This is a genomic window from Agromyces sp. P2_B3 (assembly GCF_056404815.1).
Map to the genome: position 1 here is coordinate 21,043 of NZ_JBFUDH010000010.1, position 22,984 is coordinate 44,026.

Annotated in this window: 25 protein-coding genes; 13 read left to right on the forward strand and 12 right to left on the reverse strand. The window is 71.7% G+C overall.

Translation table 11 applies throughout. The features are described 5' to 3' along the window. The first annotated feature begins 89 nt into the window (after positions 1–89). From AC1DZA_RS14390 to AC1DZA_RS14405, 4 genes are read left to right on the forward strand one after another with little or no spacing between them, the layout of a single operon-like run. On the forward strand, positions 90–686 hold the full coding sequence (locus AC1DZA_RS14390) for a TetR/AcrR family transcriptional regulator (protein WP_476773250.1): 597 nt from the start codon (positions 90–92) through the stop codon (positions 684–686). Continuing rightward, on the forward strand, positions 683–1,981 hold the full coding sequence (locus tag AC1DZA_RS14395) for an MFS transporter (protein ID WP_476773251.1): 1,299 nt from the start codon (positions 683–685) through the stop codon (positions 1,979–1,981). Before AC1DZA_RS14390 ends, AC1DZA_RS14395 begins: the two co-directional genes overlap by 4 nt. Further along, on the forward strand, positions 1,981–3,225 hold the full coding sequence (locus AC1DZA_RS14400) for an alanine racemase (protein WP_476773252.1): 1,245 nt from the start codon (positions 1,981–1,983) through the stop codon (positions 3,223–3,225). Before AC1DZA_RS14395 ends, AC1DZA_RS14400 begins: the two co-directional genes overlap by 1 nt. Further along, complete coding sequence (locus tag AC1DZA_RS14405) at positions 3,222–4,577, forward strand: D-arabinono-1,4-lactone oxidase (RefSeq protein WP_476773253.1); 1,356 nt, start codon at positions 3,222–3,224, stop codon at positions 4,575–4,577. The genes AC1DZA_RS14400 and AC1DZA_RS14405 overlap by 4 nt, the downstream gene beginning before the upstream one ends. Here AC1DZA_RS14405 and AC1DZA_RS14410 read toward each other — a convergent pair. From AC1DZA_RS14410 to AC1DZA_RS14420, 3 genes are read right to left on the reverse strand one after another with little or no spacing between them, the layout of a single operon-like run. Further along, entirely contained in the window at positions 4,552–5,286 is a 735-nt protein-coding gene (locus AC1DZA_RS14410) for an ABC transporter permease (protein WP_476761121.1), read from the reverse strand. The genes AC1DZA_RS14405 and AC1DZA_RS14410 overlap by 26 nt on opposite strands. Next, positions 5,283–6,056: an ABC transporter ATP-binding protein gene (locus AC1DZA_RS14415; protein ID WP_476773254.1), complete on the reverse strand. Its 774-nt coding sequence runs from the start codon at positions 6,054–6,056 to the stop codon at positions 5,283–5,285. The genes AC1DZA_RS14410 and AC1DZA_RS14415 overlap by 4 nt, the downstream gene beginning before the upstream one ends. Beyond that, complete coding sequence (locus AC1DZA_RS14420; protein WP_476773255.1) at positions 6,046–6,708, reverse strand: TetR/AcrR family transcriptional regulator; 663 nt, start codon at positions 6,706–6,708, stop codon at positions 6,046–6,048. Before AC1DZA_RS14420 ends, AC1DZA_RS14415 begins: the two co-directional genes overlap by 11 nt. Positions 6,709–6,837: 129 nt before the next feature. On the opposite strand from AC1DZA_RS14420, the gene AC1DZA_RS14425 reads away from it, so the two are divergent. Together AC1DZA_RS14425 and AC1DZA_RS14430 are read left to right on the forward strand one after the other, a co-directional pair. Then, positions 6,838–7,404 (forward strand): LemA family protein, encoded by a 567-nt coding sequence (locus AC1DZA_RS14425; protein ID WP_476761118.1) that lies wholly within the window; start codon positions 6,838–6,840, stop codon positions 7,402–7,404. Between the two features lie 9 nt (positions 7,405–7,413). After that, entirely contained in the window at positions 7,414–8,292 is an 879-nt protein-coding gene (locus AC1DZA_RS14430) for a M48 family metalloprotease (protein WP_309979979.1), read from the forward strand. A 22-nt stretch (positions 8,293–8,314) separates the two neighbouring features. On the opposite strand, the gene AC1DZA_RS14435 is transcribed toward AC1DZA_RS14430, so the two are convergent. Beyond that, the gene (locus AC1DZA_RS14435) at positions 8,315–9,526 is read right to left on the reverse strand and encodes a winged helix-turn-helix domain-containing protein (RefSeq protein WP_476773256.1); all 1,212 of its coding nucleotides are present in this window, start codon (positions 9,524–9,526) and stop codon (positions 8,315–8,317) included. 81 nt (positions 9,527–9,607) lie between these two features. On the opposite strand from AC1DZA_RS14435, the gene AC1DZA_RS14440 reads away from it, so the two are divergent. Both AC1DZA_RS14440 and ilvA read left to right on the forward strand, forming a co-directional pair. Continuing rightward, complete coding sequence (locus tag AC1DZA_RS14440; RefSeq protein WP_476773257.1) at positions 9,608–10,828, forward strand: AI-2E family transporter; 1,221 nt, start codon at positions 9,608–9,610, stop codon at positions 10,826–10,828. Between the two features lie 4 nt (positions 10,829–10,832). Continuing rightward, positions 10,833–12,071: a threonine ammonia-lyase gene (ilvA, locus tag AC1DZA_RS14445; RefSeq protein ID WP_476773258.1), complete on the forward strand. Its 1,239-nt coding sequence runs from the start codon at positions 10,833–10,835 to the stop codon at positions 12,069–12,071. A 90-nt stretch (positions 12,072–12,161) separates the two neighbouring features. Here the strand turns inward: ilvA and greA are convergent, their stop codons facing one another. Both greA and AC1DZA_RS14455 read right to left on the reverse strand, forming a co-directional pair. Next, positions 12,162–12,653, reverse strand: a complete 492-nt coding sequence (gene greA / locus AC1DZA_RS14450) for a transcription elongation factor GreA (protein WP_309979971.1) — start codon at positions 12,651–12,653, stop codon at positions 12,162–12,164. 57 nt (positions 12,654–12,710) lie between these two features. Continuing rightward, positions 12,711–13,121, reverse strand: coding sequence for a DUF4307 domain-containing protein (locus tag AC1DZA_RS14455; RefSeq protein WP_476773259.1), 411 nt, complete (start codon positions 13,119–13,121; stop codon positions 12,711–12,713). A 132-nt stretch (positions 13,122–13,253) separates the two neighbouring features. On the opposite strand from AC1DZA_RS14455, the gene AC1DZA_RS14460 reads away from it, so the two are divergent. Further along, positions 13,254–13,595: a hypothetical protein gene (locus tag AC1DZA_RS14460; protein ID WP_476773260.1), complete on the forward strand. Its 342-nt coding sequence runs from the start codon at positions 13,254–13,256 to the stop codon at positions 13,593–13,595. Positions 13,596–13,646: 51 nt separating this feature from the next. On the opposite strand, the gene trhA is transcribed toward AC1DZA_RS14460, so the two are convergent. Beyond that, entirely contained in the window at positions 13,647–14,450 is an 804-nt protein-coding gene (trhA, locus tag AC1DZA_RS14465; RefSeq protein ID WP_476773261.1) for a PAQR family membrane homeostasis protein TrhA, read from the reverse strand. Positions 14,451–14,523: 73 nt separating this feature from the next. Here trhA and AC1DZA_RS14470 point away from each other — a divergent pair, with 73 nt between their 5' ends. From AC1DZA_RS14470 to AC1DZA_RS14485, 4 genes are all read left to right on the forward strand, one after another. Continuing rightward, positions 14,524–15,309, forward strand: coding sequence for an isoprenyl transferase (locus AC1DZA_RS14470; RefSeq protein ID WP_309979966.1), 786 nt, complete (start codon positions 14,524–14,526; stop codon positions 15,307–15,309). A 57-nt stretch (positions 15,310–15,366) separates the two neighbouring features. After that, entirely contained in the window at positions 15,367–16,485 is a 1,119-nt protein-coding gene (locus tag AC1DZA_RS14475; protein WP_476761110.1) for an aminotransferase class V-fold PLP-dependent enzyme, read from the forward strand. A gap of 295 nt (positions 16,486–16,780) precedes the next feature. Beyond that, entirely contained in the window at positions 16,781–18,109 is a 1,329-nt protein-coding gene (locus AC1DZA_RS14480; RefSeq protein ID WP_309980200.1) for a PhoH family protein, read from the forward strand. Between the two features lie 207 nt (positions 18,110–18,316). Then, positions 18,317–18,529, forward strand: coding sequence for a KTSC domain-containing protein (locus AC1DZA_RS14485; protein WP_476761109.1), 213 nt, complete (start codon positions 18,317–18,319; stop codon positions 18,527–18,529). 69 nt (positions 18,530–18,598) lie between these two features. Here the strand turns inward: AC1DZA_RS14485 and AC1DZA_RS14490 are convergent, their stop codons facing one another. The 5 genes from AC1DZA_RS14490 to xseA form a co-directional block, all read right to left on the reverse strand. Continuing rightward, positions 18,599–20,011 (reverse strand): class II fumarate hydratase, encoded by a 1,413-nt coding sequence (locus AC1DZA_RS14490; protein ID WP_476773262.1) that lies wholly within the window; start codon positions 20,009–20,011, stop codon positions 18,599–18,601. A gap of 74 nt (positions 20,012–20,085) precedes the next feature. Continuing rightward, positions 20,086–20,745, reverse strand: coding sequence for a carbonic anhydrase (locus tag AC1DZA_RS14495; protein WP_476773263.1), 660 nt, complete (start codon positions 20,743–20,745; stop codon positions 20,086–20,088). 11 nt (positions 20,746–20,756) lie between these two features. Further along, positions 20,757–21,401: a DUF4245 domain-containing protein gene (locus AC1DZA_RS14500; RefSeq protein ID WP_476773264.1), complete on the reverse strand. Its 645-nt coding sequence runs from the start codon at positions 21,399–21,401 to the stop codon at positions 20,757–20,759. Further along, entirely contained in the window at positions 21,401–21,649 is a 249-nt protein-coding gene (locus AC1DZA_RS14505) for an exodeoxyribonuclease VII small subunit (RefSeq protein ID WP_309979955.1), read from the reverse strand. The genes AC1DZA_RS14500 and AC1DZA_RS14505 overlap by 1 nt, the downstream gene beginning before the upstream one ends. A 54-nt stretch (positions 21,650–21,703) precedes the next feature. Further along, complete coding sequence (xseA, locus tag AC1DZA_RS14510) at positions 21,704–22,963, reverse strand: exodeoxyribonuclease VII large subunit (protein ID WP_476773265.1); 1,260 nt, start codon at positions 22,961–22,963, stop codon at positions 21,704–21,706. Positions 22,964–22,984 lie beyond the last annotated feature (21 nt).

Here is a 22,984-nt window from a genome sequence, read left to right on the forward strand (position 1 = left end):
GCGCGTGCGCGGTCGGCGGGTTTCGTGCATACTGGTCCAACTGGGACGATCGTCCCACTTCAGTCGGCGATGGAGTCGAGAGGAGCCGCGTGGTCCGCATCCCCGCGTCCGAGCGCCGCACCGCGCTCATCGAGGCGGCCCTGCGCGTGGTGTCGCGTCGCGGCATCGCCCAGGCCACGACGCGCGCGATCGTGGCCGAGGCCGGCATGAGCCTCGCGAGCTTCCACTACGCGTTCGACTCGCGCGACGAGCTCATCGACGAGCTCATCGTGACCGTGGTCGCGCGGGAGCAGCTCGCGGTCATCCCCGACCTCGTTCCCGGTCAGAGCCTCGCCGAGCTGCTCGAATCGGGCATCCTCGGCTACTTCGAGCACCTCAAGGCCGATCCCGAGCACGAGCAGGCGATGCTCGAGCTCACGCAGTACGCGCTCCGGTCGTCCGAGCGCAACGCCCTCGCACTCGCCCAGTACGCCAGGTACGTCGAGCTCGCCGAGCGCTCCCTCGAGCTGGCGGCCGACGTCGCCGAGATCGACTGGCGGCTGCCGGTCCGCGACGTGGCGCGCGTCCTCGTGGCGTTCACCGACGGACTCACCCTCACCTGGCTCGTCGATCGCGACGACGATGCCGCCCGGGCGGTCGCACGTGCGGCCGCCGATGCCCTCTCGAGAATGGCCGACCCCCGATGACGAGCCTCGACCCCGCCCCGCCCACCCCGGGGCATCCCGCGAGCGACCGGCAGCCGCTCGCCGCGCTCGCCGAACCGGTGCGCCGCGTCTCGGCCGGCTGGATCGGTGCCTTCGCGACCGTGTGGCTCGGCGTCTGGATGGCGCAGCTCACCCCGGTGCAACTGCTGCTGCCGGCGCAGATCGACGCGGTGCTGCACCCCGAGGACTGGGTCGACAGCGTGGTGGCGTTCGGCACGATCTCGGGCGTCGCCGCGGTCGCCACGATCATCGCCTACCCGCTCACTGGCGCCCTCTCCGACCGCACCACGTCGCGGTTCGGGCGGCGGCGTCCGTGGATCGTCGTCGGCGCGCTCGTGTTCGGGCTGTCGCTCGTCGCGCTCGGGCTCCAGACCGAGATCTGGGCGATCGGGGCCGCGTGGGTCGCGGCATCCGTCGGATTCTGCATCATGACGGCGGCGCTGACGGCGACCATCTCCGACCAGGTGCCGGTGAACCAGCGCGGCTTCGTGTCGGGCTGGATGTCGGCGCCGCAGGCGGTGGGCATCATCGTCGGCCTCCTGCTCGTGACCGAGCTCGTCACCGACCAGTCCCTGGGATACCTCCTGCTCGCGGTGATCCTCCTCGTGCTCGCGGTGCCGTTCCTGTTCCGCCATGACCAGCCGCTCGCGGCCGCGGAGCGTCGCCGGGTCACCGCGAAGGGCATCCTCGCCGGCTTCTGGATCAGCCCGCGCAAGTACCCCGACTTCGGCTGGACCCTGCTCAGCCGCGTGCTCGTGTCGGTCGGCAACGCGCTCGGCACGAGCCTCCTGCTGTACTTCCTGATGTTCCAGCTCGACGATCCGCACGCCGAGGACGACCTCATCGTGCTCACGCTCATCTACATGGTGTTCGTGATCCTCGCGTCGCTGCTGCTGGGGCGCCTCTCCGACCGCCTGGGCCGCCGCAAGGCGTTCGTGTTCCTCGCCTCGGGGCTCCAGGGCGTCGCGGCGCTGCTCCTCGCCTGCTTCCCCGACCTCACGGTCGCGATGGTCGCCGCCGGCATCCTCGGGCTCGGGTACGGCTGCTTCCTCTCGGTCGACCAGGCCCTCGCCACCCAGGTGCTGCCCGACGCCGCCTCGCGCGGCAAGGACCTCGGCATCATGAACATCGCCACGGCGGTGCCGCAGGCCGTCGGGCCGCTCATCGGCGCCGCGGCCGTGGTCGCCACCGGGTCCTTCGTGCTCGTCTTCGTGCTCGGCGCGATCTTCGCGTTCGCCGGGGCGCTCGCGGTCTCGCGCGTCAGGAGCGTGCGCTGATGACCCTCGACCTCGCCATGACGATCACGGGCACGGATGCCGCGCCCTGGCGTTCGCCCGAACGGTACTGGCCCGCCCTCAGCGCTGCCACCGCCGGGCTCGACGCACCCGTCGGCGCCCTCCACCTCGGGGCGCTGCGCCACAACGCGCACGACATGCTGCGCCGCGCGCACGGCACACCGATTCGCATCGCGTCGAAGTCCGTGCGCGTGCGCAGCGTCATCGAGGCGCTGCTGCGCCAGCCCGGCTACCGGGGGGTGCTCGCCTACACGCTCGCCGAGGCGCTGTGGCTCGCCGACACGGTCGACGACCTCGTCGTCGGCTATCCCACGGCGGAACGCGGCAGCATCCGTCGCCTCGCCGGCGACGCCGACCTCGCGAGCCGCGTCACCCTCATGGTCGACTCGCCCCAGCAGCTCGACCTCATCGACGCCGTGCTGCCGCCGTCGCAGCGCGAGGAGATCCGGGTCTGCCTCGAGCTCGACGCGTCGTGGCAGGCCCCGGTGCTCGGCCACCTCGGCGTGCGCCGGTCGCCCGTGCACGACCCGGCCGACGCGGGCGCGCTGGCCGCCTACATCGTGCGGCGGCCCGGCTTCCGGCTCGTCGGCATGATGTCGTACGAGGCGCAGATCGCAGGCGTCGTGAACCGCCCGGCGGGGCGCCCGGTCGACGGAGCGGTGAACCGCTGGATGCAGTCGCGTTCGCTGCCCGAGCTGCTCGAGCGCCGCGCCCGTGCGGTCGCGGCGGTGCGCGAGCACGCCGACCTCGAGTTCGTGAACGGAGGCGGCACCGGCTCGCTCGAGGCGACGGCGGCGGATGCCTCGATCACCGAGATCGCCGCGGGCTCCGGCCTCTTCGGCGGCCACCTCTTCGACGGCTACGCGCACTTCACCCCCGCACCCGCGGCGGCGTTCGCGCTCGACGTCGTGCGCTCGCCGAGCCCCGCCCACGCCACGATCCTGGGCGGCGGCTGGATCGCGTCGGGCCCGCCCGGGCCCGACCGGGTGCCGCGCATCGTCTGGCCCGAGGGGCTCGCGATGGTGCCGCGCGAGTCGGCCGGCGAAGTGCAGACGCCCGTCACCGGCGCAGCGGCCGGGCGCCTGCGTGCGGGCGACCGCGTCTGGTTCCGGCACACCAAGTCGGGCGAGCTGTCGGAGCACCTCAACGAGTTCGCCGTCGTCGACGGCGACGCGGTGGTCGACACCGTGCCCACCTACCGAGGCGAGGGGAAAGCGTTCCTGTGACGGCGAGCGGAGACCTGTGGCGCAACTGGGGCCGCACCGAGGCGGTGCGGCCGGTGCGGGTGGAACGGCCGGCCACGGCCGGGGCGGTGCAGCGGGCGGTCACCGCCGCCGCGGCATCCGGCCTGCGCGTGAAGCCCGTCGGCGCCGGCCACAGCTTCACCGGCATCGCGGTCGCCCCCGACGTGCAGCTCGACCTCGGCGACCTCACGGGCGTCATCGACGCGGAGGTCGCGACCGGGCGGGTCACGCTCGCCGCGGGTACCCGCCTGCACCAGCTGCCCGCCCTGCTCGCCCCCTACGGCCTCGCGCTGCCGAACATGGGCGACATCGACCGGCAGACCATCGCCGGTGCGACGTCCACCGGAACCCACGGCACCGGGCTCGGCTTCGGCGGCCTCGCGACGCAGATCGTCGCGGCGAAGCTCGTGACCGGCACCGGCGAGCTCCTCACCGTCAGCGAGACCGAGCGGCCCGAGCTGCTGCCCGCCGTGCGCGTCGGCCTGGGCGCCCTCGGCGTGCTCGTCGAGGTGACGCTGCAGCTGGTGCCCCGGTTCGCGCTCCACGCCGTCGAGCGCCCCGAGCCGTTCGGGCTCGTGGTCGACGAGTGGCTCGACCGGGTGCGCGCGCACGACCACTTCGAGTTCTACTGGTTCCCGCACACCGACACGGCCCTGACGAAGACGAACACCCGGCTGCCGGCCGACGCGCCTCGCAAGCCGCTCGGGCGCGTCTCGCGCTGGGTGGACGACGAGCTCGTCGCCAATGGACTGTTCGGGGCCGCCTGCCGCGCCCTCACGGTCGCACCCCGTCTCACTCCGCACCTCGCCTGGCTCACCGACAAGCTCAGCGGCAACCGCGACTTCACCGACTTCTCGCCGTCGGTGTTCACCAGTGCGCGCCGGGTGCGATTCCGCGAGATGGAGTACGCCATCCCGCTCGAGGCCGTGCCGGATGCGGTGCGCGAGGTGCGGGCGCTCATCGAGCGGAAGGGGTGGAACATCACCTTCCCGATCGAGGTGCGCGCCGCGGCATCCGACGACAACTGGCTCTCGACGGCGCACGGCCGGGACACCGGCTACATCGCGGTGCACCGCTACTACCGCGAGGACCCGCGGGAGTACTTCGCCGCCGTGGAGGAGATCATGCGCGGCCTCGGGGGCCGCCCGCACTGGGGCAAGATGCACACGCAGACGGGCGAGACGCTGCGCGACGTGTACCCGCGGTTCGACGACTTCGTGCGGGTGCGCGACGAGCTCGACCCCGAGCGCCGCTTCGCGAACGCCTACCTCGATCGGGTGCTCGGGGGCGTGTCGACGGATGCCGCGGCTACGGAGTCCGCCGACGCAGCGTGACCGATCCCAGCACGATCGAGCCGATGATCCACGCGATCACGACGAGGAGCTTCGTGATGATCCACGCGGTGTCCTCGTCGCCGGTCGAGACGGCATTCAGCGCGTCGATCGCGTAGGTGAGCGGCAGCCATCCGCTGATCGCCTCGAGGCCCGCCGGCAGTTGGTCGGTGGGCAGGAAGATGCCGCCGAGCAGCACCTGCGGGAAGACGAACACCGGCAGGAACTGCACCACCTGGAACTCGGTGCGGGCGAACGCGCTCGCGAGGAGGCCGAGGGCCGTGCCGAGCAGGGCGTCGCAGATGGCGACCGCGAACAGCAGCACCAGCGACCCCTCGATCTCGAGCCCGCACACCCAGACCGCGAACGAGACCGCGATCGCGGTCTGGAAGATCGCGAGGAACCCGAACGCGAGCGCGTAGCCGAGGATGAAGTCGCCCTTGCCGAGCGGCATCGAGAACAGTCGCTCGAGGGTGCCGCTGCGCCGCTCGCGCAGGGTCGCGATGCTCGTGACGAGGAACATCACGATGAACGGGAAGAGCGCCAGCATCGCCGGGCCGATCGAGGCGAAGGTGTCGGTGTCGGTGAACATCCAGGCGACGAGGCCGATGAGGAGGCTCGGCACCACGAGGAGCAGGCCGATGGTGCGCGGGTCGTGCCGGATCTGCGAGAGCACCCGGCCGGTGGTCGCGAACGTGCGCGCGAGGTTCATCGTGCCGTCTCCCGCCCCGACTCGGGTCGCAGGTCGGGTTCGCCGCGCTCGATGAGCCGCAGGAACCCGGTCTCGATGTCGTCGGTGCCGGTGGCCTCGAGCACCCCGGGCACGGTGTCGTCGGCGAGCAGGGCGCCGTCGCGCATGAGCAGCAGGCGGTCGCAGCGCTTGGCCTCGTCCATCACGTGGCTCGACACCAGCAGCGTGGCCCCGTCGGCGGCGAGCCGGTGGAAGAGGTCCCAGAGCTCGACGCGCAGCACGGGGTCGAGCCCGACGGTCGGCTCGTCGAGCACGAGCACCTCGGGGGCGCCGAGGAGGGCGGCGGCGAGCGACACGCGTCCGCGCTGGCCGCCCGAGAGCGCGCCGGCGAGGCGGTCGGCCACCGAGCCGAGGTCGGTGCGCTCGATGACGGCGTCGATGTCGGATGCCGGTGCGCCGAGGATCCGGCGGAAGTAGGCGAGGTTCTGCCGCACCGTGAGGTCGTCGTACACGCTCGCCTGCTGGGTGACGTAGGCCAGGCGGGTGCGGAGCTCCCGGGAGCCGGCCGGGAGGCCGAGCACCTCGATGCGGCCGGAGTCGACCACCTGCACGCCGACGATGGCGCGCATGAGGGTGGTCTTGCCGCTGCCGCTCGGTCCGAGGAGGCCGACGATGCGACCCTTCGGCACGGTCAGCGAGAGCCCGTGCAGCACCGGGATGCGGGAGCGGCGCACGTGCAGGTCGTCGACGACGATGGCCGGCGGCGCCGCGGCATCCGCGTTATTCACCATGTGCTGAATTGTGCGCGCGCACCGGGACGCTGTCAAGCACCGGACCGGTGCCCGTGAGGTGCCATTGCACCGCCGGACCGACGCGCGCCACGATCTCGTCGTCGCTCATGGACGCCACAGGATCGAACGCCAGGACGTAGCGCAGCATGATCACGCCCACGAGCTGCGAGGCGGCCAGCTGCGCTCGCAGTTCGGCGTCGGCCTCGTCGGCGATGCGGCCCGCCAGACGGTGCATGATCTCCCGGCGCAGGAACTCCCGGAGCATGCGCGCGACCGGGCCGTGCCCGATCGCCGAGCGCATGGCCGCCGTCGCCGCAGGACGCACCGCGGGGTTGTCCCACGCGACGAGCACCGTGCGCACGAGCCTGGCCCCGAGCTCCTCGAGGGGGCCGTCGAGCGCGCCCTGCACGAGGCGGTCGGGGCGCAGCGGCACCGCGACGACCTCCACCACGAGCGCCGACTTGTCCTCGAAGTAGTGGTGCACGAGCGACGGGTCCACCCCGGCACGGCGGGCGATCGAGCGGATGGACGCGCCCTCATAGCCGCGCTCGCCGAACTCCGCGGCGGCGGCGTCGAGGATCCGGGCCTTCGTGTCGTCGCGGTTCGCGCCTCGTGGGCGTCCGCGTCGTCGCGGCTCTGCACGCTGCTCCACACCGCGAGCCTACGCCCGGCGGTGCCCGCGGTTCCCTCCGAGTCTCATGGGAAGCCCACTGGTGCCCCCTGCCCGCTCGGTAGGATGAGAGCACCCCCGATCGTCGCTGGAGCGCTAGGAGTCCGTGCCATGGAATGGCTGATCCCCGTCATCATCGTCGTCGCGCTCGTGGTGATCATCGGGATCTACCTCTGGGCGACCTACAACTCCCTCGTGACCCTCAATGTCCGCGTCGACGAGGCGTGGAGCGACATCACGGTGCAGCTCAAGCGCCGGGCCGACCTCATCCCCAACCTGATCGAGGCGGTCAAGGGCTACGCGGCCCACGAGAAGTCCGTCTTCGAGAACGTCACCCGCGCGCGCGCCGAGACGCTGCAGGCGCAGGGGCCGGCCGAGGCGGGCGCAGCCGAGAACCACATGCAGCAGGCGCTGAAGTCGATCTTCGCGGTCGCCGAGGCGTACCCGCAGCTGCAGGCCAGCCAGAACTTCCTCCAGCTGCAGTCCGAGCTGGTCGACACCGAAGACAAGATCCAGGCGTCGCGCCGCTTCTACAACGGCGGCGTGCGCGAGCTCAACACGAAGATCAAGGTGTTCCCCAACACCCTGTTCGTGCGCGGCCTGGGCTTCCACGAGCGCGACTTCTTCGAGGTCACGGAGCCTGCGGCCATCGCAGAGCCGCCGCGCGTGCAGTTCTAAGGGCCGGCGTTGTACCGAGCGATCGCCAGGAACAAACGCAACACCGTCTTCATCATCCTGTTCTTCCTGGCCATCATCGGCGGGCTCGGATGGCTCGCTGCGTGGGTCTACCAGGACCCCACGATCGTGATCGTCACCGTCGTGATCGCGAGCGCCTACGCGCTGTTCCAGTACTTCACCGCCGACCGGCAGGCGCTCGCCATGTCGGGCGCGATCGAGTTGCGGAGCAAGGCCGACCACCCACGGCTGTGGCGCACCGTCGAGAACCTCTCCATCGCCACGGGCACGCCGATGCCGCGGGTGTTCGTCATCTCCGACCCGGCGCCCAACGCCTTCGCCACCGGCCGTGACCCCGAGCACGCCGTGGTCGCCGCCACCACCGGCCTGCTCGAGCTCCTGGACGACGCCGAGCTCGAGGGCGTCATGGCCCACGAGCTCGGGCACGTGCGCAACTACGACATCCGGCTGTCGATGATCGTGTTCGGCCTCGTCGTGGCAGTCGGGTTCATCTCCGACATGTTCGTGCGCATGACCTTCTTCGGCCGCAACAACAACAGCAACGGCAATCCGATCCTCCTGGTCGTGGGCCTCGTCGCCATGCTCATCGCCCCGCTCGTCGCCAGCCTGGTGCAACTGGCGGTCTCGCGTCAGCGCGAGTACCTGGCGGACGCCACGGGCGCGATGACGACCCGTCACCCCGACGCACTGGCGAGCGCCCTCGAGAAGCTCGAGCAGTACGGCCGGCCGATGCGACGCCAGAACACGTCGATGGCCCATCTCTGGATCGCGGATCCGCTGAAGCCGGGCGTGGTCGGCCGCCTCTTCGCGACGCACCCGCCGATCGCCGAGCGCGTGAAGCGGCTCGAGCAGATGGGCGGCGCCTTCTAGGCCGGTCGCCTGTCGTCGCGACTCACGCCGCCGACGCGAGCTCGGCGCGGAGGGCGGGCGCGAGGTCGCCGCGGTCGGCCACCTCGATGCCGTCGAGCCCCTGCCAGGCGGCCGCCCGCCACAGCACGGGCACGAGCCGCGCCGCGGCGTCGGCCGGGGCGCCGGACTCGGACCAGGCCGACTGCACGCGCAGCACCTTGGCCTTGCGGTCGCTCTTGAGGTCGACGCGGCCGACCACGTCGTCGTCGATGAGGACGGGCAGCGAGTAGTAGCCGAACTTGCGATCGGGTTCGGGCGTGTAGATCTCGATGCGGTAGTGAAAGTCGAACAGGCGCTCGGTGCGCGGCCGGAACCAGACCACGGGGTCGAACGGCGAGAGCACGGTCGCCCCCTCGACGCGGCGCGGCCGTCGCGCCTCGCGATGCAGCCAGGTCGGCGTCGGTCGCGTGCCGGTCGTCCACCCGGGCACCTGCACAGGGAGCAGCACCCCGGCGTCTTCGAGGTCGCGGATCGCCGCGCGCACGGGCGCGCGCTTCATGCGCCAGTAGTCGGCCAGGTCGGCCTCGGTGGCGATGCCGAGGGCGGATGCCGCGCGGCCGATGAGTTCGCGCACCGCGTCGGCCTCGGCAGGTGCCTCGCCGAGCAGCTCGGGCGCGAGCGCCTGCTCGGGCAGTGCATAGACCCGCTCGAACCGCCGCCGTTCGATGCAGACGACCTCGCCGACCCGGAACATCCACTCGAGCGTGCGCTTGACGTCGGACCAGCCCCACCACGGGCCGCGACGCTCGTTCGCGTCGTGCTCGATGTCGCTCGCCCGCATCGGCCCGTTGGCGCCGAGCTCGCCGCGCAGCCAGTCGGCGAGCGGACGGTTCTCGACGAGCCACCCGCCCCAGTCGCTGCCGACGCGGCGGTGCTCCTCGCGCCGGAACTCGAAGAGCGGCCACAGCTCGCGCGGGATGAACGCAGCCTGGTGCGCCCAGTACTCCACGGTGCGGCCCCGTCGGCCGGTGGTGAGGCGGTCGAGGACCTGCCGGTCGTAGTCGCCGATCCGGCTGAAGCCGGGGAGGTAGTGACTGCGCTCGAACACGTTGACCGAGTCGATCTGCAGCAGCCCCAGCCGGTCGATCACCGAGGCGACCTGGCGCGTGCCGGGTGACTCCGGCACGGGGCGACCGAAGCCCTGGGCCGCGAGGGCGATGCGGCGGGCGAGCGCGGGGGAGACGGTGTCGACCATGGTGCCCCGACCCTATACGCGACCACCGACGGCGCGCGCAAGCATGCCGTTCGCCGCATGCGGCCCGCCTAGACTGGAGCGATGACGGAGTCGGCGGGGAAGGCTCGGGGCGGGTTCATCGGCAGGCGCCAGGCGGGCGGCCGGGAGACGCCGCCCACGACGCGCCGGGACGCCTCCGAATCGGTGCCCTTCGGCATGCGCCTCGCCGCCGCCTGGTCGTGGCGCCTCCTCCTCGTCGGCGGCGTCCTCGCCGTCGTCATCTTCCTCATCATCCAGCTTCGGCTCATCGTCATCCCGCTGCTCGTGGCCGTGCTCCTCGGCGCGCTGCTCGTGCCGTTCTCGAAGTTCCTGCAGCGCCACCGCTGGCCGAAGTGGCTCGCCGTCACCGTCGCGATGCTCACCGCCCTGGTCATCGTCGGCGGACTGCTCGCCGTCGGCATCACGTTCATCGCCCGGGGCGCCAGCGACCTCGCGGAGCAGTCGGTCGTGGCGTGGGACGACTTCCGCGACTGGCTGCTGCAGGGGCCATTCCACATCACCGAGCAGCAGCTCAACGACTGGATGGCGCAGATCGCGTCCTCCGTGCAGGAGGACAGCGGCATCCTCGTGAGCGGCGCGCTCTCGCTCGGGTCGACGCTCGGGCACTTCCTCGCCGGCACGCTGCTCACGCTCTTCGCGACGCTCTTCATCCTGATCGACGGGCGGGGCATCTGGCGCTGGATCGTCGGCGTCTTCCCGCGCCGCGCACGGGCCGCCGTCGACGGCGCCGGGCTCGCCGGGTGGAACACGCTGCAGAACTTCGTGAAGGTGCAGATCCTCGTCGCCACCATCGACGCGATCGGCATCGGCCTCGGCGCGTTCTTCCTGGGCGTCCCGCTGGCGGTGCCCATCGCCATCCTCGTCTTCCTCGGCTCGTTCATCCCGATCGTCGGTGCGGTCGTGACCGGCGCCCTCGCCGTCTTCGTCGCCCTCGTCTACAACGGGCCGGTCATCGCGCTCATCATGCTCGGCATCGTGCTGCTCGTGCAGCAGGTCGAGGGCCACGTGCTGCAGCCGCTCATCATGGGCACGGCCGTGAAGGTGCATCCGCTCGGCGTCGTCGTCGCCGTCGCGACCGGTTCCCTCCTCGCCGGCATCCCCGGCGCCCTGTTCGCGGTGCCCGTCGCCGCGGTGCTCAACGTCATGATCAACTACGTGTCATCCGGGAGCTGGAAGGGCGACGCCGCCCCACCGCCCGACGAGGTGCGATCTCCGCTCTGGCGCACCGTGCCGCAGCGGCCGGGCTACCAGCGAGGAGAATGAACACGTGATCACCACCATTCCGGGGCCCGGCCTCGCCCAGTTCGAGGACGCGCGCGAGATCGTGGCCCGCGTGGCCCGCCGCACGCCGATGGAGACCTCCCGGTTCCTCGCCGACCGGCTCGGCGTGCCCGTGTACCTGAAGTGCGAGAACCTCCAGCGCACCGGCTCCTACAAGCTGCGCGGGGCGTACCACCGCATCTCGGCACTGAGCGCCGAGGAGCGCGCGCGCGGCGTCGTCGCGGCCTCGGCCGGGAACCACGCGCAGGGCGTCGCCTACGCGGCCCGCGAGCTCGGCATCCGCGCCACGATCTTCATGCCCGTCGGCGTGGCCCTGCCGAAGCTCGATGCGACCCGCCAGTACGGCGCCGACGTCGTGCTCCAGGGCGACTCGATCGGCGAGACCCTCGAGGCGGCCACCGCCTTCGCCGCAGAGACGGGCGCCGTGGTCATCCCGCCGTTCGACCACCCCGACGTGATCGCGGGTCAGGGCACGCTCGGCCTCGAGATCCTCGAACAGGCTCCGGATGCCACGACCATCGTCGTGCCGATCGGCGGCGGTGGCCTCGCCGCGGGCATCGCCAGCGCGGCGAAGCAGCAGGCCGCGCGCGAGGGCCGCACCATCCGCATCGTCGGGGTGCAAGCCGAGAACGCAGCGCCCTACGTCGCCTCCCTCGCCGCGGGGCAGCCCAGGCAGGTGCCGGTCGTGCCGACGATCGCCGACGGCATCGCGGTGTACCGCCCGGGCGAGCTCAACTTCGCGATCATCCGGGAGGCGATCGACGAGGTCGTCACGGTCTCGGAGGACGACATCGCCCGTGCGCTCCTGGTGCTCCTCGAGCGGGCCAAGCTCGTCGTCGAGCCGGCGGGCGCGGTCGCGGTCGCGGCCATGATGACGGGCGCCGTGCCGACCGACGGGCCCATCGTGGCCGTGCTGTCGGGGGGCAACATCGATCCGCTGCTCATGCAGCGCGTCGTCGCGCACGGCCTCAGCGCGTCCGACCGCTACCTGACGATCAGCGTCGGGCTGCCCGACCGGCCCGGCCAGCTCGCCCGCGTCGCGGGGCTGCTCGCCGAGGCGAACGCCAACGTCATCGAGGTGCTGCACACCCGGCACGGATCGGGGTTGCAGATCTCCGAGGTCGAACTCCGGCTCTCGGTCGAGACCCGCGGACCCGAGCACCGCGAGCATGTCGTCGAGGTGCTGCGCCGCGCGGGGTACGAGCCGCGGGTCGAGACCGACTGATCCTCGCTCCCCGTCACCGGGGACGCCCCGACGACGACGGCCCCCGCGCAGTGCGCGGAGGCCGTCGGATCGTTTCGGGCGGGATGCGTCCTACTGGCCGCCCCAGGTCTCGACGCCGGTGACCTCCACCGAGATCTCGCGCCCGTTCGGCGCGGTGTAGGTGGTGCGGTCGCCGACCTTCAGGCCGATGATCGCGGCGCCGAGCGGGGACTGCTCGCTGAACACGTCGAGCTCGGAGTCGCCGGCGATCTCGCGGCTGCCGATGAGGAAGGTCTCCTCGTCACCGGCGATGACGGCGGTGATGACAGTGCCGGGCTCCACGACGCCCGACGACTGGGGCGCCTCGCCGACCTGGGCCGTGCGCAGCAGCTCCTTCAGCTGGCGGATGCGCGCCTCCTGCTTGCCCTGCTCGTCCTTCGCGGCGTGGTACCCGCCGTTCTCCTTGAGGTCACCCTCTTCACGCGCGGCCTCGATGCGCTTGGCGATCTCCTCGCGACCATGCGTGGAGAGCTCCTCGAGCTCGGCTGCGAGTCGGTCGAAGGCCTCCTGCGTGAGCCAGGTGACGGTGGCGTCCTGCGCCATGGTGCACTCCTGAGATAGACGTGTCGCCCCGGCAGCTGCCGAGGCGAATGCCCCATATTAGGTGAGCCAGCAGCGCGAAATCAAACCCGTGTTCGCTTCGCGCGCAACGCGTACGGTGTCGGTGAACGTGCGCAGATGGCGGTCGGATGCCGGGATCTCGACGACCTTCCAGCCGACCACGGTGAAGTCCTCGTCGTAGGCCTGCACGATGCAGGCCGTCTCGTTGCCGGGCGGCACCGAGAGGGTCCAGCTGACCTCCACCGCGCGTTCGTCGTTGAGCAGCCGGTGACCGGTGTCGATGGCCTCGACCGAGGGCTTCTGGCCGTCGAGGCCCGCCCACACGACCCAGGCGATCAGCACGACCGCGAAGGCGATCGCCCCGCCGATCAGGAGCAGCCGGTCGCGGGTGCGATTGGTGCGGGTGCGACCGTAGCGTGCGGCGAGCGTGTCGGACTGCTGCTCGGACACGGCCACGGCTCCTTCCCACGTCGATCGTCTAGGCTTGGCATCCAGCCTAGCCGCCCCCGCGAAGCCGAAATCCGCTGCGAAAGTGAGTCCGATGCTCGTCGTGCCCGCCTGCCCCATCGACGGAGCGCACTCGTGATCGCCGCCGACCCGCGCCTCCTCGTCCAGGCGGCCGAGGAGGAGTTCGATCCGAACACCGTGACGCCCGGCATCTGGGGGTTCGTCCTCACGTTCCTCGTCATGGTCGTCGTCGTGCTGCTCGTGCTCGACATGGTGCGTCGCATCCGCCGGGTGAACTACCGCGCCGAGGTGCGGGAGCAGCTCGAGGCCGAGCGTCGTGAGGAGGAGCTCCACGAGCTCGAGGACGGCTTCGCCGGGCCGGATGCCGCGGAGCCCCCGATCGCGAAGGCGCCGCCGGCCGACGAGGCCCGGCCTGCGGCATCCGACGACGACGAGGGCCAGCCGCCCGTCCGCTGACGACCCGCGCGGCGGCGGTCCGACTCCCGTGCCGGGCCGCCGTCGGAGGGCTCAGCCCACGTGGTAGACGGGGTGCATCGCGATGATGAGCGTCGCCGTCCAGTGGCACATGAACGCCAGCACCGTGCAGGCGTGGAAGATCTCGTGGAACCCGAACCGGCCGGGCCACGGGTTGGGCTTCTTGAGGCCGTAGACGATCGCCCCGGCCGTGTACAGCAGCCCGCCCACGATCACGAGCACCATCATCGCCACGCTCGCCGCCAGCAGGTCGCCGAGGTACATGACCGCCGCCCACCCGAGCAGCAGGTAGAGGGGCACGTAGAGCCAGCGCGGCGCCATGATCCAGAACACGCGGAAGCCGATGCCGATGAGCGCGCCGGCCCACACGATGCCGAGCAGCAGCCACCCCTTGTCGGGCGGCAGGGCGAGGATCGCGAGCGGGGTGTACGTGCCCGCGATGAGCAGGAAGATGTTGGCGTGGTCGATGCGCTTCAGGATGAGCTTGGTTCGCGGCTTCCAGTCGAACCGGTGGTACAGCGCGGAGTTGCCGAAGAGCAGCATCGACGTGAGGGTGAAGACCGCCGACGCCCACTTCGCCGGGGCGCCCTCGGCGAGCACGATGAGCACCACGCCCGCGATGATCGTCACCGGGAAGGTGCCCGCGTGGATCCATCCGCGCCAGGTGGGCTTCACGTCGGCGGGCTGGGCCAGCGCGTCGTCGAGGAGCGGGATGTTGGGCAGGTCGGACCCGTGCTCGTCGCGGCTGACCGCGAGGTCCGACGTGTCGTCGGGCGCGACCGGGCGGCTGAGCTCCTCCGCGAGGTCGGCGGACTCGTGGCGGCGCTTCGGGGTCATGCACACAGCGTAGGCCAACGCCCGTCGTCCTCGGCTGTGAGTCCCCGCGACGGCGGAGCGGTAGCGTAGTGCCGTGCAGACCAGCGATCAGCCCCTCGGTCGCGGCATCCTCTATCGCCTCTATGGGAACCGCCTCCGGCGCGGACTCGACCCAGCCGCGCTGCCCCGGCACGTCGCCATGATCATCGACGGCAACCGGCGGTGGGCCCGGCAGCTCGGGTACGACAGCGCCGCGCACGGCCATCGCGCCGGCGCCGCGAAGATGCGTGAGTTCCTGGAGTGGTGCGACGACCTCGGCATCTCCGTCGTCACGCTCTACCTGCTCTCCAGCGACAACCTCGGCAACCGGCCCAGCGCCGAGCTCGCCGACCTGATCGAGATCATCGCCGAGCTCGCCGAGGAGCTCTCGCACTATCGCGACTGGCGGGTCCAGCACGTGGGGTCGGATGCCGGCCTGCCCGCGCCGCTCGTGGCCGCACTCGACGCCGCCGAGCACCGCACGGCCGACAAGCGGGGGCTGCACGTGAACCTCGCGGTCGGGTACGGCGGACGCAAGGAGATCACCGACGCGATGCGCTCCATCGTCGCGGCGCACCACGCCGAGGGGCGGAGCCTGGAGGACCTGGCCGAGCGACTCACCCCCGACCTCATCGGCGAACACCTGTACACCGGCGGCCAGCCCGACCCCGACCTGGTGATCCGCACGTCGGGGGAGCAGCGCCTCAGCGACTTCATGCTGTGGCAGGCCGCGCACAGCGAGTTCTACTTCGTCGAGGCGCTCGGGCCCGACCTCCGGCAGGTCGACTTCCTCCGCGCGCTGCGCGACTACGCGAAGCGCCACCGCAGATTCGGCGGGTGAGAACGCTCACACACCGGCTGGGGTCTGTCATGATATGGCTCGGAGAAGGGGGCGTACGTGACCATCGACGCATTCATCGCCGGGTTCACCGATGAGCCCGGGTACCTCGACTACGGCCGGTTCGGCCCGCTCGCGACCGCCGCCGCCGAGGAGTCCTTCGCGCTCACCCAGGTGCTCCAGCGCGCGCGCCACGGCAGTGTCGACGTGTTCGCCGAGCAGGACGCGCGGGTGCGCGCCGCGGCATCCGCGTTGCTCGGCTTCCCCGCGGACGCGATCGTGTTCCAGCCGAACACCTCGCAGGGGCTCATGCACGCCATGTTCGGGCTCACGGGCAGCGTGCTCCTCTCGCCCGGAGAGTTCCCGAGCGTGCCCATCGCGGCCGTTCGAGCACAGGAGGCGCTGCACGCCGTGCAGCCGGCATGGCTCGAGACCGACCACGGCAAGGTGACCCCCGGCCAGATCCGCGAGCAGCTGGAGTCGAACGTCGCGGCGGTCGCCGTGAGCCTCGTTGACTCCCGCACGGGCTACCTCTGCGACATCGAGGGCATCCGCCAGGTGATCGGCGACCGGCTGCTCATCGTCGACGCCATCCAGGGCTTCGGGGTCGTGGACGCGCCGTGGGAGGCGGCCGACGTCGTCGTGACGGGCGGCCAGAAGTGGTGCCGCGCCGGCTGGGGCACCGGCTTCATGGCGCTGTCGCCGCGAGCCCTCGAACGACTCACCCCCGTGTTCTCGGGCTTCACCGGCACCGAGGAGGCGGAGCCGTGGGACCACGTGCCGCCGCCCGCTCCGGGTGCCCGCGCGTACCGCGTGTCGAACCCCGACCCCATCGCCGAGGCCCGCTTCGCGGCCGCGCTCGAGGACATCGCGCAGGCCGGCGTGCCCGCGATCAACACCGCGGTGACGGAGCGGGTGAGCCGGGTGATCGAGCTGGCCGACGAGTTCGCCGTGCCCGTGGTGAGCTCACGCGACGAGCAGGAGCGCGCCGGCATCGTCGTGCTCGAGCCGCCGGCGGGACAGGTCACCTACCTGACCGCCTCGATGCACAACCATGGCGTGACGGCGACCACGCGGCAGGGTCAGGTGCGCCTCAGCGTGCACGCGGCCACCAGCGAGGAGACGCTCGACATGCTCCGCGCCGCGTTCGTGTCGTACGGCACGGCCGCGTCGTACTGAGCCGGGCCGCCTGCGCCGGCGCCGCGGCATCCGCTCGGCGACGCATGCACTCGTCCGCGGCATCCCGCCGTCGGCGTGTGAACACGGTGTGAACTGTTCGCGTGTCGGACCGACCGGTGTCGGATGCCCGACGTACGCTCAACCCATCGGGCAAGGTGTCCGATCGAGTCGGCTCGTGAACCGCTCGTAGGAGGATCGCCGGCCGGCGCGAGAGCCGAGCGGAACGCTCGGGGCAGGAGCGGTCGTGGCCTCACTCGAAACCTCCCAGTCCGTCGGTCGGTCGTCGAATCGAAAGATGCGGCCGGATGCCTCGGCGCCCACGGGCGCCGCGCAGTCCGAGCGGACGTACGTGCTCGACACCTCGGTGCTCCTGTCGGACCCCCGGGCGCTGTTCAGGTTCGCCGAGCACGCGGTGGTCCTTCCCGTCGTCGTCATCACGGAACTCGAAGCCAAGCGCAACGACCCCGAGATCGGGTACTTCGCGCGCCAGTCGCTGCGGATCCTCGACGAGCTGCGCGTCGAGCACGAACGGCTCGACTTCCCGATCCCGGTGGGCGACGGCGGCTCGCTGCGGGTGGAGCTCAACCACTCGAGCCCCTCGGTGCTGCCGAGCGGACTCCAGCTCGGCGACAACGACTCCCGCATCCTCGCCTGCGCGGCGAACCTCGCCAACGACGGCGTCGCCGTGACCGTGGTCTCGAAAGACCTGCCGCTCCGCGTCAAGGCCGCGTCGATCGGCCTCGATGCCCAGGAGTACCGGGCCGAGCTCGCCCTCGACTCCGGGTGGACGGGCATGGCCGAGCTGTCGCTCGGCTCCAACGACATGGCGAAGCTCTACGAGCACGAGCGCATGACGACCGACGAGGTGCAGGGCATGCCCGTGAACACCGGGCTCGTCATCCACTCCGAGCGCGGCTCCGCGCTCGGGCGCGTCGTCGGCGAGCGCGAGGTCCGGCTCGTGCGCGGAGACCGCGACGTCTTCGGCGTGCACGGTCGCTCGGCCGAGCAGCGCCTCGCGATCGACCTGCTCCTGGACCCCGAGGTCGGCATCCTCTCGCTCGGCGGTCGGGCCGGCACCGGAAAGTCGGCCCTCGCCCTCTGCGCCGGGCTCGAGATGGTGCTCGAACGCCAGCAGCACAAGAAGATCATGGTGTTCCGCCCCCTGTACGCGGTCGGTGGCCAGGAGCTCGGCTACCTGCCCGGCGACCAGGGCGAGAAGATGAACCCCTGGGGCCAGGCCGTGTTCGACACGCTCGGCTCCGTCGTCTCCGACAACGTGCTCGAGGAGGTCGTCGATCGGGGCATCCTCGAGGTGCTGCCGCTGACGCACATCCGCGGGCGCTCCCTGCACGACGCGTTCGTGATCGTCGACGAGGCGCAGTCGCTCGAGCGCAACGTGCTGCTCACGGTGCTCTCGCGCATCGGGCAGAACTCGCGGGTCGTGTTGACGCACGACGTCGCGCAGCGCGACAACCTCAGGGTGGGCCGCCACGACGGCGTCGCGAGCGTGATCGAGACGCTGAAGGGGCATCCGCTGTTCGCCCACATCACGTTGACCCGCTCGGAGCGCTCGGCCATCGCGGCGCTCGTGTCGGAGATGCTCGACGGGGCGGAGCTGACCTAGGCGGACGCGGACACCTCGCTCCCGGCCGCACCGGCGGAGGAGATCTGCGCAGAGGGAGGACCGGCGACCAGCCCTCCTCCTCCGCTCACGCGGATCTCGTCCCCCGGAGGCGACGAGACGGTGACGACGCAACGACGCGCGGGGGACCGCATGGCGCCACCGCGCAAGGGGGTTCCACCTTCGCCGCTGGCGCGCTTGGCTCGGAGCATGAGGGTGCCGCGGATCGAGTCGGAGGCGCTGAACGGTGCCACCTACAACCCTGAGCAGCGCCTGCTCACCGTGGAGTTCGAGTCGGGCTCGGTCTACGAGTACCTCGACGTGGAGCCCGAGCTGTTCGCCGAGCTCGAGGCGGCGCAGCCGCATCCGTGGCGGGTGGTCGGAGCGCGCGTGAAGGAGCACGACTACCGCCGGCTGCGGTGACGGGTGACGCAACGCGGAACGCCCGCCATGAGGGCGGGCGTTCCGGTGGAACAACGGAGCGTCGGCGGGTCAGGCCTGCGGCGGGCGCGTCATCGACAGCAGGTCGAGTGCGGCGTCGAGCTGCTCCTCGGTGAGCTCGCCCCGCTCGACGTAGCCGAGGTCGATCACCGCCTCGCGCACCGTGATGCCCTTGGCCACGGAGTGCTTCGCGATCTTCGCGGCGGCCTCGTAGCCGATGAGCTTGTTGAGCGGCGTGACGATCGAGGGCGACATGCCGGCGAGGGCGGTGGCGCGCTCGACGTTGGCCTCGAGGCCGTCGATCGTCTTGTCGGCCAGCACCCGCACCGAGTTGGCGAGCAGCCGGATCGACTCGAGCAGCGCGGTGCCCATCACGGGGATCTGCACGTTGAGCTCGAATGCTCCGGATGCCCCGGCCCAGGCGATCGTGGCGTCGTTGCCGATGACGCGCGCCGCGACCATGAGCACGGCCTCGGGCACGACGGGGTTCACCTTGCCGGGCATGATTGACGAGCCCGGCTGCAGGTCGGGGATCGACAGCTCGCCGAGGCCGGTGTTCGGGCCGGAGCCCATCCAGCGCAGGTCGTTCGCGATCTTGGTGAGGCTCACGGCGATGGTGCGCAGCGCCCCGGATGCCTCGACGAGGCCGTCGCGGTTGGCTTGCGCCTCGAAGTGGTCGACGGCCTCGGTGATCGGCAGCTCGGTCTCCTGCTGCAGGAGCTCGATCACGAGCTGCGGGAAGCCGGCGGGCGTGTTGATGCCCGTGCCGACGGCGGTGCCGCCGAGCGGGACCTCGGCGACGCGGGGGAGGGCCGAGCGCACGCGCTCGATGCCGAGGCGCACCTGGCGGGCGTAGCCGCCGAACTCCTGGCCGAGGGTGACGGGCGTCGCGTCCATGAGGTGGGTGCGACCGGCCTTGACGACACCGGCCCACTGCTCGGCCTTCGCCTCGAGCGCGACCGCGAGGTGGTCGAGCGCGGGGATCAGGTCGTCGATGAGCGCGGCGGTCACCGCGATGTGCACCGACGTGGGGAAGACGTCGTTCGACGACTGCGACGCGTTGACGTGGTCGTTGGGGTGCACGGGCGAGCCGAGCTTCTGCGTGGCGAGGGTCGCGAGCACCTCGTTCATGTTCATGTTCGACGAGGTGCCGGAGCCGGTCTGGTAGACGTCGACCGGGAAGTGCGTGGCGATGTCGTGCTCACCCGCGATGACCTCGTCGGCGGCCTGCTCGATGGCCTGCGCGATGGCGGGATCGAGCACTCCGAGGCGGGCGTTCGCCTGCGCCGCGGCCTTCTTGATGCGCGCGAGCGCCTGCACCTGCTGGACCTCGAGGCCGGAGCCCGAAATGGGGAAGTTCTCGACGGCGCGCTGCGTCTGCGCGCGGTAGAGCGCTGACGCGGGAACCCGCACCTCGCCCATCGTGTCGTGCTCGATGCGGTAGTCGGCGGCGTTGTCCACCACGGTGTGATCCCCTTCGGTTGCGTGCCGGGGCTCGGTTCGCGAGCCCGGGCCGGCGAGTGCCGCGAGTGCGGCGGTCAGATGCGTCCGACGACGATGTCGGTCTCGGCGCGACCTTCGACCAGGCGGTAGTTCGCGCCGACGATAGCCAGCGTACCCGCTGCGATCGCGTCGCTGATCATCTCGGAGCTCTCGAGGAGCTCGGCCACGGTGTCGCGCAGGTGCTCCCGGCCGACGTAGCTCGCGTCGACATCGGAGGCCGAGATCGGTGCTCCGGCCTCGACGCCTGCGACACGACGGACGGCGGGGACGATGCGGTCGACGAGGGTCGCGATGTGCGCGGGCAGCGGCGGTGCGTCGTCGCCCTGGGAGTCGATGGCGGCGCGGACGGCACCGCACTCGTCGTGGCCGAGCACGAGGATGAGTGGCACGCCGAGCACCCCGACCGCGTACTCGAGCGAGCCGAGCACCGAGTCGGAGATCACCTGTCCGGCATTGCGCACCACGAAGGCGTCGCCGAGGCCGACGTCGAAGATGATCTCGGCCGACAGGCGCGAGTCGCTGCATCCGAAGATCGCGACCAGCGGACGCTGCTGGTGGGCGAGGGACGTGCGGTGATCGACGTCCTGACGGGGGTGCTGCGGCGCGCCGGCGATGAAACGCTCGTTGCCGCGGCGGAGTTCACGCCAGGTGTCGGCCGGGGTGGTGGGGCGTTCCGTCGTCGGCTGCTCGCTCATGGCGGCTCCTCTCAGCGCTGGGCGTCGATGGCGGGAACGAGCGCGGTCGCGATCGTCTCGAACTCCTCGGGCGTGCCGGTGCCGAGCAGCACGAACGTGCTGTCGCCGGCCTCGGTGGTGAGGCCGTACCGGGCGTTGCCCACGTCGTCGCCGGTCTGGCGGTTGTCGTACACGGTCCACTCGACGCCGTCGACGGTGACAGTGCTCGTGGCGATGGTGCGGGCGAGGAGTTCGGCGACCCAGGTGGGGTTCGCCTCGAGGCCCTGGTACATGCCGATGTACTCGTCGCTCGGCGTGAGGTAGCCCGCGTACCACGCGGTCACCCCGTCGACGGAGGACTTGCGGAGCTCAGCGGCGTTGGCGCGCCACCCCTCGGGCAGGTCGGGCACGGCGAGCGGCACGTCGCTCACGACCTGCGCCTGCTCGGCGACGGCCGCCACGTCGATGTCGCGCTGCATCGCCGTGTCGCTGCGCGGCACCAGCAGCACGATGACGAGGACCACGAGGAGGCTCGCGGCCAGGGCGAGCACGAGGTTCTTCAGCGTCTGGCGCTGCCGGTGCTTGCGGGAGTTCTCGGCCTTGCGCGCCGCGGTCTCTTCGGGCGTCTCGGGCCGGCCCAGTTCGGCGACGACGCGCGGCGGCTTCGGTGCCGCCATCAGCGAGCGCTGCCGTCGTCGGATGCCGCAGGCGCACCGCGCCCGGACCCGGCCCGCGCGGCGTCGAGGCGTGCCTTCGCGCCGATCAGCCACTCCTCGCACCGTGCGGCGAGCGCCTCGCCGCGCTCCCACAGCGCGAGCGACTGCTCGAGGGTGGCTGAGCCCTGCTCGAGCTCGGCCACGACCTGCACGAGCTCGTCGCGCGCCTGCTCGTAGCTCAGCGAGGCGACATCCGTGGTGGGGGGCATACCACCCATTCTATTCGGCGGCACCGACTCTCTTCGGCGGTGCCGGCCGCAGCCCTACTCGGCCGCGCCGCTGCCGCTGTCGGCGGCGCCGGAGGCCGCGCGAACGACGGCGCCCGTCGACACGGCGCCGAGCGCGCCCTCGGCCAGGGTGAGCGTGAGGCGGGCACCCTCGGGGGCGCCGTCGGGGCCCCGCAGCACGTGCCCGTCGTCGCCCTGCACGATGGCGTAGCCGCGATCGAGCGTCGCCTGCGGCGAGAGGGCGCGCAGGTGTCCGCGCAGCTCGCCGACCCGCCCCGACTGCTTCTCGATGCAACGCTCGACGAGCTCGGCGCCGCGTGCCACCCACCTCGTGAGCTCCTCGGCGCGGCGGTCGACGATCCAGCCGGTGTCGGCGAGCACCGGACGGGCGCGGAGGTGGCCGATGCGGTCGATCTCGCGGCCGAGGATCGACGACAGGCGCATGCCGAGGCGCGCGCGCACCTGCTCGACCCGCACGAGCTCCTCGGCGACGTCGGGCACCACGCGCTTCGCGGCATCCGTCGGCGTGGAGGCCCGGAGGTCGGCGACCTCGTCGAGGAGCGGGCGGTCGGCCTCGTGCCCGATCGCCGAGACGATGGGAGTGGATGCCGCGGCGGCCGCCCGCACGACCCGCTCGTCGCTGAACCCCAGCAGGTTCTGGAAGTCGCCCCCACCGCGCGCCACGATGATGACCTCGACCTCGGGGTCGGCGTCCAGCCGGCGGATGGCATTGACGACCTCGGGCGCGGTGCGGTCGCCCTGCACGGACGCGTAGGCGGTGCGGAACTCCACGGCCGGCCAGCGCAGGCGGGCGTTGCGCAGCACGTCTTGCTCGGCGTCGCTGTCGCGCGCGGTCACGAGGCCGACGACCGCGGGCAGGAATGGCAGCCGCTTCTTGCGGCCCTGGTCGAACAGGCCCTCGGCGGCGAGCTGCGACCGCAGGCGCTCGAGGCGCTCGAGCAGGTCGCCCAGCCCGACGTGCTTCATGTCGTAGACCTGCATCGAGAGCGAGCCGCCCTTGACCCACCAACTCGGCTTCACGAGCAGGATCGCGTGATCGCCCTGCTTGAACTCCTCGCCGAGGCGGGCCTTCACCGACGACCACATCGTGAACGAGATGGTGGCGTCGGCGTCGAGGTCTTTCAGCTTGCCGTAGACGTTGCCCCCGGAGAGGCCCCACTGGGTGATCTCGCCCTCGACCCACACGGTGCCGAGCCGGTCGAGGTAGTCCTTGAGCTTGCCCGAGAGCAGCGCGACGGGCCACGGGTGCTCACGTGTGGCCGGTGCCTCCGTCATCGCGTCTCTCCCTGTTCGCCC

Bases quoted from the DNA above. Each gene is read 5' to 3' on its own strand.
- AC1DZA_RS14395 (WP_476773251.1), top strand. From the start codon at position 683: ATGACGAGCCTCGACCCCGCCCCGCCCACCCCGGGGCATCCCGCGAGC.
- AC1DZA_RS14400 (WP_476773252.1), top strand. From the start codon at position 1,981: ATGACCCTCGACCTCGCCATGACGATCACGGGCACGGATGCCGCGCCC.
- AC1DZA_RS14410 (WP_476761121.1), bottom strand. From the start codon at position 5,286: ATGAACCTCGCGCGCACGTTCGCGACCACCGGCCGGGTGCTCTCGCAG.
- AC1DZA_RS14415 (WP_476773254.1), bottom strand. From the start codon at position 6,056: ATGGTGAATAACGCGGATGCCGCGGCGCCGCCGGCCATCGTCGTCGAC.
- AC1DZA_RS14425 (WP_476761118.1), top strand. From the start codon at position 6,838: ATGGAATGGCTGATCCCCGTCATCATCGTCGTCGCGCTCGTGGTGATC.
- AC1DZA_RS14435 (WP_476773256.1), bottom strand. From the start codon at position 9,526: ATGGTCGACACCGTCTCCCCCGCGCTCGCCCGCCGCATCGCCCTCGCG.
- AC1DZA_RS14440 (WP_476773257.1), top strand. From the start codon at position 9,608: ATGACGGAGTCGGCGGGGAAGGCTCGGGGCGGGTTCATCGGCAGGCGC.
- greA (WP_309979971.1), bottom strand. From the start codon at position 12,653: ATGGCGCAGGACGCCACCGTCACCTGGCTCACGCAGGAGGCCTTCGAC.
- trhA (WP_476773261.1), bottom strand. From the start codon at position 14,450: ATGACCCCGAAGCGCCGCCACGAGTCCGCCGACCTCGCGGAGGAGCTC.
- AC1DZA_RS14480 (WP_309980200.1), top strand. From the start codon at position 16,781: ATGCGGCCGGATGCCTCGGCGCCCACGGGCGCCGCGCAGTCCGAGCGG.
- AC1DZA_RS14485 (WP_476761109.1), top strand. From the start codon at position 18,317: ATGAGGGTGCCGCGGATCGAGTCGGAGGCGCTGAACGGTGCCACCTAC.
- AC1DZA_RS14495 (WP_476773263.1), bottom strand. From the start codon at position 20,745: ATGAGCGAGCAGCCGACGACGGAACGCCCCACCACCCCGGCCGACACC.
- AC1DZA_RS14500 (WP_476773264.1), bottom strand. From the start codon at position 21,401: ATGGCGGCACCGAAGCCGCCGCGCGTCGTCGCCGAACTGGGCCGGCCC.
- AC1DZA_RS14505 (WP_309979955.1), bottom strand. From the start codon at position 21,649: ATGCCCCCCACCACGGATGTCGCCTCGCTGAGCTACGAGCAGGCGCGC.
- xseA (WP_476773265.1), bottom strand. From the start codon at position 22,963: ATGACGGAGGCACCGGCCACACGTGAGCACCCGTGGCCCGTCGCGCTG.